General features: G+C 62.0%; 10 protein-coding genes. 8 read left to right on the top strand and 2 right to left on the bottom strand.

Annotated elements, in window-relative coordinates:
* Positions 1 to 75 precede the first annotated feature (75 nt).
* The 6 genes from JX325_RS08680 to JX325_RS08655 all read left to right on the top strand — a co-directional run bounded on the left by JX325_RS08680 (position 76) and on the right by JX325_RS08655 (position 5,777).
* Positions 76 to 1,164 carry a DUF4118 domain-containing protein gene (locus JX325_RS08680; protein WP_204790765.1) on the top strand — a complete coding sequence of 363 codons (1,089 nt, stop codon included), beginning with the start codon at positions 76 to 78 and terminating at the stop codon, positions 1,162 to 1,164.
* Positions 1,161 to 1,868 carry a response regulator gene (locus tag JX325_RS08675; protein ID WP_204790764.1) on the top strand — a complete coding sequence of 236 codons (708 nt, stop codon included), beginning with the start codon at positions 1,161 to 1,163 and terminating at the stop codon, positions 1,866 to 1,868. The genes JX325_RS08680 and JX325_RS08675 overlap by 4 nt, the downstream gene beginning before the upstream one ends.
* Before the next feature lie 245 nt (positions 1,869 to 2,113).
* Entirely contained in the window at positions 2,114 to 4,291 is a 2,178-nt protein-coding gene (gene nrdD, locus JX325_RS08670) for an anaerobic ribonucleoside-triphosphate reductase (RefSeq protein WP_204790763.1), read from the top strand.
* 20 nt (positions 4,292 to 4,311) lie between these two features.
* Positions 4,312 to 4,827, top strand: a complete 516-nt coding sequence (nrdG, locus tag JX325_RS08665; protein ID WP_243414004.1) for an anaerobic ribonucleoside-triphosphate reductase activating protein — start codon at positions 4,312 to 4,314, stop codon at positions 4,825 to 4,827.
* Positions 4,828 to 4,875: 48 nt separating this feature from the next.
* Positions 4,876 to 5,331, top strand: coding sequence for a helix-turn-helix domain-containing protein (locus tag JX325_RS08660; protein ID WP_204790762.1), 456 nt, complete (start codon positions 4,876 to 4,878; stop codon positions 5,329 to 5,331).
* A gap of 65 nt (positions 5,332 to 5,396) precedes the next feature.
* Positions 5,397 to 5,777, top strand: a complete 381-nt coding sequence (locus JX325_RS08655) for a DUF1622 domain-containing protein (protein WP_204790761.1) — start codon at positions 5,397 to 5,399, stop codon at positions 5,775 to 5,777.
* An 83-nt stretch (positions 5,778 to 5,860) separates the two neighbouring features.
* Here JX325_RS08655 and JX325_RS08650 read toward each other — a convergent pair whose 3' ends face one another.
* Together JX325_RS08650 and JX325_RS08645 are read right to left on the bottom strand one after the other, a co-directional pair.
* Positions 5,861 to 7,441: a methyl-accepting chemotaxis protein gene (locus JX325_RS08650; RefSeq protein ID WP_204790760.1), complete on the bottom strand. Its 1,581-nt coding sequence runs from the start codon at positions 7,439 to 7,441 to the stop codon at positions 5,861 to 5,863.
* 41 nt (positions 7,442 to 7,482) lie between these two features.
* Positions 7,483 to 8,715: an extracellular solute-binding protein gene (locus JX325_RS08645; RefSeq protein ID WP_204790759.1), complete on the bottom strand. Its 1,233-nt coding sequence runs from the start codon at positions 8,713 to 8,715 to the stop codon at positions 7,483 to 7,485.
* A 483-nt stretch (positions 8,716 to 9,198) separates the two neighbouring features.
* On the opposite strand from JX325_RS08645, the gene JX325_RS08640 reads away from it, so the two are divergent.
* Positions 9,199 to 9,306 carry a small, acid-soluble spore protein, alpha/beta type gene (locus JX325_RS08640; protein WP_204790758.1) on the top strand — a complete coding sequence of 36 codons (108 nt, stop codon included), beginning with the start codon at positions 9,199 to 9,201 and terminating at the stop codon, positions 9,304 to 9,306.
* A 276-nt stretch (positions 9,307 to 9,582) separates the two neighbouring features.
* Positions 9,583 to 9,969 (top strand): helix-turn-helix domain-containing protein, encoded by a 387-nt coding sequence (locus JX325_RS08635; protein WP_204790757.1) that lies wholly within the window; start codon positions 9,583 to 9,585, stop codon positions 9,967 to 9,969.
* The last annotated feature ends 61 nt before the right edge of the window (positions 9,970 to 10,030 follow it).

Genomic DNA, 10,030 nt, shown 5'->3' with positions numbered 1-10,030 from the left:
GGCGGAAGGCGGGAGATTGAATTTTGCCGGACTTTCTGTTATAATAGAGAAAACCAACGGAAAGGAGCTTCCGCCATGACCTTCCGCAAGCCTTGGGCCTCGCCTCTCTTCCCCGTCTCCCGGCGGGACTTCCTCATCACCGCCGTCATCCTCCTCTGCGCGGTTGGGCTGTGCTTCATTCTCTGGCTGGCGGGCAGCATCGACGGCTTCGCCGCCCCGGTTTTCGTGCTGGCGGTGCTGCTGATCTCCCGGCTTACCAGGGGCTACCTCTACGGGTCCATTTCCGTGATCCTGGGGGTTATCTTCGTCAACTTCATCTTCACCTACCCCTACTGGGCCTTTGACTTTCACAACCCCGGCTATCCCCTCACCTTCTTCACCCTGCTGATGATCTCCCTCATCACCAGCACCCTCACCGCCCAGGCCAAGCGGCAGGCCCAGCTCCTGGCGGAGAACGAGCGGGAGAAGATGCGGGCCAACCTCCTCCGCTCCGTCTCCCACGACATCCGCACCCCCCTGACCTCCATAGTGGGGTCTACCTCCGCCGTGCTGGAAAACCCCGGCCTCTCGGAGCGGGAACAGCGGGAACTGCTGGAAAACGCCCGGGAGGAGGCCCAGTGGCTGATCCGGGTGGTGGAAAACCTCCTCTCCATCACCCGCATGGGGGACGCCCAGGCCCGCATCGCCAAGGAGCCGGAGCCCGCCGAGGAGGTGCTGGGGACCGCGGCCCAGAAGTTCCGCCGCCGCTTCCCCCAGGTCAGCGTCACCGTCTCCGCACCGGAGGAGCTGCTGATGGTCCCCATGGACCCCATCCTCATCGAGCAGGTGCTGGCCAACCTCCTGGAAAACGCCGCCGTCCACGGCAGGGCCGCCAACATCGCCCTGCTGCTGGAGGCGGAGGAGGACTTCGCGAAAATCACCGTCCGGGACGACGGCCGGGGCATCTCGCGGGATGAGCTGGACCACCTGTTTGACGGCCGTCTCAAGTCCCGCCGCCCGGCGGACGGGGACGGGAAGCGCAACATGGGCTTAGGCCTCTCCGTCTGCCGGGCCATCGTCCTGGCCCACGGGGGGAGCATCACGGCCCGNAATCTNCTCNGGGGGGCGGANCTTNCCTTCCGCCTGCCCACCGCCGTTCAGGCCCTGCAGGAGGTATCCACATGAATATACGGGAAAAGATANTNGTCGTCGAGGACGAGAAGGGCATCGCCCAGTTCATCGCCGCCGTGCTGGACGGTCAGGGCTATGAGACCATCCAGGCCCGCACCGGGGCGGAGGGGCTTTCCATGATCTCCTCCCACTGCCCGGATCTGGTAATTTTGGATTTGGGCCTGCCCGACATGGACGGGCTGGACATCCTCCGGCAGCTGCGGAGCTGGTCCAGCCTGCCGGTGGTGGTGGTCTCCGCCCGCTCTCACGAGCGGGACAAGGTAACGGCACTGGACCAGGGGGCCGACGACTATCTGACCAAGCCCTTCGGCACCGCCGAGCTGCTGGCCCGGGTCCGCACGGCCATCCGCCACACCCGCACCGCCAGCGGCAACGACGAAATCGCCCAGAAGGGCACCTATNCCGTGGGGGAGCTGGTCATCGACTACAACAAGCACCAGGTGCTGGTCCGGGGGGAAANCGTGAAGCTGACCCTCAGCGAGTTTCGCATCGTGGCATTGCTTGGCAAGCACGCCGGGAAGGTGCTGACCTACGATGCCATCATCAAGGAGCTCTGGGGCCCCCGGGCGGGAAGCGGCAACCAGATCCTCCGGGTCAACATGGCCAACATCCGCCGCAAGATTGAGCGCAACCCCGCCGAGCCGGAGTACCTTTTCACCNAGGTAGGCGTGGGCTACCGCCTGGCGGAGGGCGAGTGACGGTCCGGCGATTTGTAAAATTTTCCTAAAAAATTTAGCAAATTTTTCCATTAGCCCGCAAACCCTTGCCGCGCCTGGCGTTGGGGGAATCCGGCCTCCGCCGGGCCGGAATTTTTTTCAAGAATGTAGCAAAAAACACTTGCGCCCCTATATCTTGTGTGTTATGCTTGGCCTACTGCCAAAGTATTGTGGTAATCGCGGGCGCGATTACTACTGCGTGTATAATTACTGCTAGGGGGATACAAATGAAAGTTATCAAAAGAAACGGCACCGAGGTCTCGTTCGACATCACCAAGATTTTATCGGCCATCACCCGTGCCAACGAGAGCATCGACCCGGAAAAGCGCATGACCGCCACCCAGGTCCGGCGCATCGCGGAATCCGTGGAGCTGGCGTGTCAGGAGCTGGGCCGTTCCCCCTCTGTGGAAGAGATTCAGGATCTGGTGGAATACCAGATTATGGCCCACGGGGCCTTCGAGGTGGCGAAGAACTACGTCACCTACCGCTATACCCGCTCCCTGGTCCGCCGGAGCAACACCACGGACGACCGCATCCTCAGCCTCATTGAATGCTGCAACGAGGAGGCCAAGCAGGAAAACTCCAACAAGAACCCGGTGGTAAACTCCACCCAGCGGGACTACATGGCCGGCGAGGTCTCCCGGGACCTCAGCGAGCGGCTGCTGCTGCCCAAGGAGATTGTGGAGNCCCATCAGGAGGGCATCATCCACTTCCACGACTCCGACTATTTCGCCCAGCACATGCACAACTGCGACCTGGTGAACCTGGAGGACATGCTGCAAAACGGCACCGTCATCACCGGGACCCTCATTGAGCGGCCCCACAGCTTCGCCACCGCCTGCAACATCGCCACTCAGATTGTGGCCCAGGTGGCCTCCAACCANTACGGCGGCCAGTCCATCTCCNTGGCCCACCTGGCNCCCTTTGTGGACGTGAGCCGGAAGAAGCTCCGGGTTATCGTGGAACGGGAGCTGAAGGAAATCGGCGTCATCCTGGACGAGGACAGCCTCTCCAAGCTGGTGGAGACCCGCCTCCGGGAGGAGGTCCGGGGCGGCGTCCAGACCATCCAGTACCAGGTGCTGACCCTCTTGACCACCAACGGACAGGCCCCCTTTGTCACGGTCTTCATGTATCTCGGCGAGGCCAAGAACGAGCAGGAGCGCAAGGACCTGGCCCTCATTATTGAGGAGACTCTGGAGCAGCGCTATGAGGGCGTGAAAAACGAGGACGGCGTGTGGATCACCCCGGCCTTGCNCAANCTCATCTACGTGCTGGAGGAGGACAACATCCGCGAGGACGCCCCCTACTGGTACCTCACGAAGCTGGCGGCCAAATGCACCGCCAAGCGGATGGTCCCGGACTATATCTCCGAGAAGAAGATGCTGGAGCTGAAGGTGGACAAAAACGGCGAGGGACACTGCTACACCTGCATGGGCTGCCGCAGCTTCCTGACGCCCTACGTGGACCCGGAGACCGGGAAGCCCAAGTACTACGGGCGGTTCAACCAGGGCGTGGTGACCATCAACCTCCCCGACGTGGCCCTGAGCTCCGGCGGGAACATTGAAAAATTCTGGGAGATTTTTGAGGAGCGGCTGGAGCTGTGCCACCAGGCCCTGCTGTGCCGCCACGAGCGCTTGAAGGGCACGCCCTCCGACGTGGCCCCCATTTTGTGGCAGTACGGCGCCTGCGCCCGGCTCAAGAAGGGCGAGCCCATCGACAAGCTGCTCTACGGCGGCTACTCCACCATCTCCCTGGGCTACGCCGGGCTTTACGAATGCGTGAAGTACATGACCGGCAAGAGCCACACGGACCCCTCCGCCACCCCCTTCGCCCTGGAGATCATGGAAACCATGAACGCCGCCTGCCGGAAGTGGAAGGCGGAGCACAACATCGATTTCAGCCTCTACGGCACCCCCCTGGAGTCCACTACCTATAAATTCGCCAAGTGCCTCCAGCGCCGCTTCGGCATTGTGGAGGGCATCAACGACAAGGGCTATATTACAAACTCCTACCACGTCCATGTGACGGAGCAAATCAACGCCTTTGACAAGCTGAAATTCGAGGCCCAGTTCCAGCACCTCTCCCCCGGCGGGGCCATCAGCTACGTGGAGGTGCCGGACATGCAGAACAATCTGGAGGCGGTGCTCCAGGTGATGAAATTCATCTACGACAACATCATCTACGCCGAGCTGAACACCAAAAGCGACTACTGCCAGGTCTGCGGCTGGGACGGGGAAATCCAGATTGAGGAAGAGCACGGCAAGCTGGTCTGGAAATGCCCCAAGTGCGGCAACACGGACCAGGACAAGATGAACGTGGCCCGGCGGACCTGCGGCTACATCGGGACCCAGTACTGGAACCAGGGCCGGACCCAGGAGATCCGGGACCGGGTGCTGCACCTGTAAGGGCCATGTAGTACGGAGAAATCAAAGACTGCGACGTCGCCAACGGCGAGGGCGTCCGGGTCAGCCTCTTCGTCTCCGGCTGCACCAACCACTGTGAGCACTGCTTCCAGCCCCAGACCTGGGCCTTTGACTACGGCCAGCCCTTTACGGAGGAGACGGAGGACCGGATTCTCGCCCTCCTCTCCCCCAGCTATGTCAGCGGCCTGACGGTTTTGGGCGGCGAGCCCTTTGAGCCGGAAAACCAGCGGGCACTCCTCCCCTTCCTGCGAAAGGTGCGGGCGGCGTACCCGGAAAAGAACATCTGGGCGTTCAGCGGCTTCACCTACGAGGAGCTGCTGNCGGAGGGAAGCCATCCCCGCTGCGGGGCCACGGAGGAGCTGCTGTCCCTTCTGGACGTGCTGGTGGACGGCCGCTTTGTGGAGGCGCTGAAGGACATCTCCCTCCGCTTCCGGGGCAGCTCCAACCAGCGGCTCATCGACCTGAACGCCACCCGGGCGGCGGGAAGCGTCGTCCTCCTGCCGGACCGGCGGGGATAAGAAACCAGAGGCGCGGCCTTCGCCGCGCCTCAAACGGAGGTTTTCATCATGGTAACAATGGCGCAGCGCCTGGAGGCGCTCCGCATGGAGCGGGGAATCAGCCGCCCCGCCCTTTCCGCCGCCCTGGGCTTCCCCAAGACGGCCATGGAGAAGTTTGAAACCGGGCGGCAGACGCCCACCCAGGACCAGCAGCGGAAGCTGGCGGACTACTTTTCCGTCACCCTCCCCTATCTCCGGGGCGAGAGCGACGACTCCGCCGGGGGAGACAGCTGGCTCTCCGGCAATGTGCCCACAGAGGAGCCCGTCCGGACTCCGGCGGCCCCGCCCGTTTCAAAAAAGCCCCGCCCGGCGGCGGTGCAGGAGGACGGCGCGGTCTTCGGCGCGCTGCTGAAAAGCCCCTCCTTCCAGGCCCTGATGCGGGACGCGGCCCTGGAGGCCCTCCGCTCCCCCGAGGGGCAGGAGCTTTTGGCCAAGGCCGTCCGGCGGGAGCTGGGACAAAGATAAGCCCAAGGCCGCAAGGGTTTCCGTCCCGCTCCAAGCGCTCCATTTACGAAAGGGGGATTCCGCTTATGGCGCTGCTCCACCAAATCGAAGCGATCTTCCAGCTAATCGTCCAATACGGCGTGCTGCTGCTGGAGTGCGCCGGCGTAGCCGTTCTGCTGATCACGGCAGTGAAAAGCATCATCGGCTACGCGAAGCGCAAGCCCCACATCCGCCTCTCCCTGGCCCAGGGCATTTCCCTGGCCCTGGAGTTCAAGCTGGGCGGCGAGGTGCTGCGGACCGTGCTGGTCCGGGAGCTGAGCGAGCTTATGGTTCTGGGTCTGGTGATTCTGCTCCGGGGCGCCTTGACCTTTATCATTCACTGGGAGATCAAGAACGAAGAGGCCCGGCTGGACGAAACCGCCGGGCATGAGGAACCCGTTTTGGCGGAAACGGGCCGGAGGCCGTGACAGCGGAACTTTTACATCGGTACTCAAATGAATCAAGGGCGGCGGACGCTTTGCGTCCGCCGCCCGTTTCTTATGTATGCTTCTCAGAGGTTCGCGAACACGTCCACCTGCTTTTGCAGTTCGCCCACAATCTCCTGGTTTATGTCCATGCCGGAGGTAATGCCCGCCATGTCTCCCGCCAGGGCGCGGGTGCTGTCCGCCGCGCCGGTAACCCCGGCCACCGCCTCCTCCACCGCGCTGGAAATGCTGGAANTGGAGGCGGCCACGTCTTCCATGGACTCCCGGAGCCGCTCCGCCTGACCGTTGAAGGAGTCCATGGTCCCTTGGATGTAGGCCGCGTCCTCCCGGTACTGCCGCCCGGACCGGACAGACTGCTCCAGCTGGTCCCGGAGGGCTTTCCCCAGATATTCCGTCAGCTCCCGGGCGCTGCCGGAGAGGTAGTCCACCGCTCCGGTGACCACGCCGCTGACCTCCTGGATATGGCTGGCAGTCTCCGCGCAGGAGTCCGCCAAACGGCGAATCTCCCGGGCCACCACGGCGAANCCCTTTCCCGCCTCCCCGGCACGGGTGGCCTCCACGGCGGCATTGATGGCAATCAGATCCGTGGAGGAGGAAATCGACAGGATGTCCTTGGTCAGGGCGCTGATGCGGTCCACGCTCCGGCTCTTTTCGATGGCCCGGTCCAGGGAGGCCGTGATCTCCTCCGTCCGGGCCCGGACCGTCTCCATCTCCTCCCGGGCGGACCGCTCCATCTCCTCCGCCCGGCCCCGCATCTCCACGGAATAGGCGGTGATGGCGGCGCAGTCCTCCGCCATTTGGACGGCGTCCTCCTGGGTGCCGGAGGCGCTGGCGATGATGGCGGCGGTGTTCCCCGCAATCTCCTCCAGGGCGGCGGAGAGGTGCTCCGTCAGCCCGGAGAGCTCCCGGGCGCTGCCGCTGGAGGTCCGGGTCCGCTTCCGCACCTCACCCACCACGCCGCTGATGCGCTGGGAGCTGTCCTGAAGGGTGTCCATGGCTCCCCGAATGGGGGCAATGACGTATTTGCGAATGATCCGCAGGGCCGCCCACACCAAAAGAATCCCCGCCAGCAGCGTCCCGGCGCTGACCGCCAAGGAGGTGACATACACCAGGAACAGACGGCTTTTCGCCGCCTCCGCCTGGGTGGAGACGGAGGCAGACAGGACGTTGATACCCCCCTCCGCCGCCTCGCTCCGGTCAGCCACTTCCCCGTTAGCCATGGTGTAGGCCTCCTNGGTTTTGCTGTCGGCGCTGGCACAGACCAGCCGGACCAGGGCGTGCTTAAAGGCATCGTAGTCCGCCAGCAGGGCCTGATAGACCGCCTCGTCGTCCTGAAAGACAAAGGGCTCGTAGTCCGCCAGCTTCCCGTCCAGCTCCGCCTCCTCCGCCTTGATCTCCTGAACCAGGCGGATCATGGAGGCATGGTCCGCCGCCACGATATGGCTGAGGGCCAGGCGGTGGATGTCCATGATGGAGCGCCGGATATCCTCCAGCTTCGCCTCGCTGACCATATATTCGTCCACGATGGTTCCCGCGTTGGAGTGGACATTGTTGATGCTGAATACCGCCAAAACATTGGACAGCAGCGTCACCAGCCCCAGCAGGATAATGGGCAGAATCAGCCGCTGCTGCAGCTTTCCTTTCATAGCTCTCTCCCCCCGAAACATGATGGAATATCAAATGGCGGCTATCGCGCCGTCACGCCCTCCACTAAGTGATCCAGCTGGGCCTGGAGGTCCGCGCCGGAAGGGTTCCCCCGGGCCATGTTCCCGGCGAACTCCGCCACCGGGTCCCAGAACTTGCCCCCCACCCGCTGGAGCTGGGAGAACTCCGACTGGGCCAGCAGCGCCGCGATGGCGGGGGCGGCTTGAACCTCCGGCGAATTCGCCGCGCTGGCGTTGGCGGGGCCCTGGCCCCGGAGCTCGAAGCGGAGGCGCTGGTTTTCCTCACTGGTAATCCACTCCGCCAGCCGGGCCGCCCACTGGGGATGCTTGGAATAGGCGTTTACGCCGATGAGCTTGCAGCCGGAGAAGGNGGCCATCTGAATCTGCTGGCCCTTGCAGGTGAAGGTGGGCAGCTTGGCAGCCCCGGCGTCTTCGCCCCAGGCCTCCTGAATGGCCACGGCGTTCCACACGCCGCTGACCCCGGCGATCACCGAGCCGTCCCGCACCCCCGCCAGGAATTCCTCGTCCGTCCGGCTTTCAAAGCCGGAGCCGGCGGCGATGTCCAGCATGTACCGGGCCACGTCCACGCCGGAAACGGGGCCCTCGGCGCTGTTCCAGGTGCAGTAATTGGTGAGGCCGTCCTCGTTCAGCCCCACCTCCAGGCCGGTGTTTCCGAAGAAGGAGTAGACGTACCAGGCGGAGGACCAGTCCATCACCGCCAGCCGCCCGGACTCCGCCGCGATTTCCAGCATCCGGTCCAGGGTCTGGACATCCTCTTCCGAGAAGTACGCCTTATTGTAATAGAGAAAATAGCCGTTGTCCGCCGTCAGGGGATAGGCGTAAAGCGTCCCGTCCACGCTGGCCGCGTCCACGGCGGCGGAGAGATTTGCGGCCCGGACACCGTCGGGGTTTTCAATGGGGTCCAGCCCTCCGGCGGCGGCCAGGGCGGCCACCTGATCGTCGGCAAAAGCGAAGACATCCGCCCCGCCCTCCAAATCCTCCAGCAGGGCGTCCTTGCAGTGAGACTCGCTCTGGGGCTGATAGGTAATGCGGAAGTCGGCCTCCCCGGCATAATGGCTTTGGAAGGAGGCAAATATCTCCTGAAGCAGCGCCTCGTCCTCCTCCGCGCCCCAGACGGTCAGCTCCACGTTCTCCTTTACCGGGTTCACGTCCCCCGGCGGCGGAGCTTCCTTTCCGCAGGCGGAGAGGCACAGCAGCGCCCCCAGGGACAACAGCAGAAACCTATACTTTTTCATAGCATCAAACCCTTCCGGTGGATTTCCTGAGCCGCGCGCATTCCAGGGACGCGGCCGTTTTTGGCGGACGGTTCGCGTTTGCAAACACAGCGCTGATATTATAACATTTTTTTCTTCCGCTGGCAAGGTGTTCTCCTGCCGCTCCGGCGGCGAATTTTCCCGGCAGGCAGGCGAACCGCTTCGCCGCGGCACGAATTTTGCCGGCGGGGCCTTCTTCATGGAATAGAGGGAAGCGGAACCAGAAAATGACGGCCCGAAAAATTACAAGGCAACCCGTGTCCTTCTCTAAAGCTAATGCAGAGCCTGGACAAGCCGGAAGCGCTGAAAAGGCCCCGGATGCGGGAATATTTCAGCTGATCCCGGTCAAGAAAAAATTACCGTCAAAAAATCGGCATATTCCCCCCTTTTCGAGTCAAACTATGCTCGCGATACCCAGTGACCCAAACAAAAACGCATGATTTGATGAAAAGGAGAGATTCAATTATGTCTAGCAAGAACACCAACAAGCTCAATGTCCCCGAGGCCCGCAGCGCCATGGATAAGTTCAAGATGGAGGCCGCCTCCGACCTTGATGTATCTATGCCATCTTAAAAAAGGCGAAAGTAAATACTAGCGAACTATGACGAAATATTACTTATTTAGGTGAATCGGCCCACTGAAAGCAAAAAATCCCGCCGCAATGTGTGAAATGCACTGCGGCGGGATTTGCGTTTCGATAGACGAAATGGGGGTCAGTTGGCAATATGACAAAGCAAATTTATGCAGTGAATCAGTTCGAAGCAATTTGAACTGATTCAAATCATTTTTCTCTACATTTCTGGTTAGAACGCATATAATGGTGGTATCATTGGTACGAGGTAAACTGCTATGACGGAAGGAATTACCACCGAATTTAAACGGGAGTACACGGACGAGATCAAAAGGACGGTTGTCGCCTTTGCCAATACCAGAGGCGGCGAGGTTCTGATTGGCGTGGAAGACGACGGCACAGTCATCGGCGTCCCGGATCTGGACGGTACTATGCTTAAGGTGACCAATGCCCTGCGGGATTCCATTAAACCTGACATCACCATGTTTCTGCTGTGTGAAAAACGGGAGATAGGTGGAAAAGACGTTGTTGCAGTCAGCGTCCAAAGGGGCACCGCCTGCCCCTACTATCTCGCGGCCAAGGGCCTCCGCCCGGAAGGGGTCTTTGTCCGGCAGGGGACGTCTACCATCCCGGCCACCTGGAGCGCCATTTTAAGGAAACGCTGATTTAATTCCCCGAAATGATAGAAGATGTGATAAAATAAGGGAAAGGGGGCGCGGGGTATGA

It is taken from the genome of Oscillibacter sp. CU971 (genome assembly GCF_905219725.1).
GTDB lineage: Bacteria > Bacillota > Clostridia > Oscillospirales > Oscillospiraceae > Oscillibacter.
Note: the sequence above shows the minus strand (reverse complement) of the source record. Positions and strands in the feature narration are given on the sequence as shown.

What these genes read in the sequence shown, in the direction of transcription:
- JX325_RS08660 (WP_204790762.1), top strand. Translation starts at nt 4,876, where the DNA reads ATGGTAACAATGGCGCAGCGCCTGGAGGCGCTCCGCATGGAGCGGGGA.
- JX325_RS08655 (WP_204790761.1), top strand. Translation starts at nt 5,397, where the DNA reads ATGGCGCTGCTCCACCAAATCGAAGCGATCTTCCAGCTAATCGTCCAA.
- JX325_RS08640 (WP_204790758.1), top strand. Translation starts at nt 9,199, where the DNA reads ATGTCTAGCAAGAACACCAACAAGCTCAATGTCCCCGAGGCCCGCAGC.
- JX325_RS08635 (WP_204790757.1), top strand. Translation starts at nt 9,583, where the DNA reads ATGACGGAAGGAATTACCACCGAATTTAAACGGGAGTACACGGACGAG.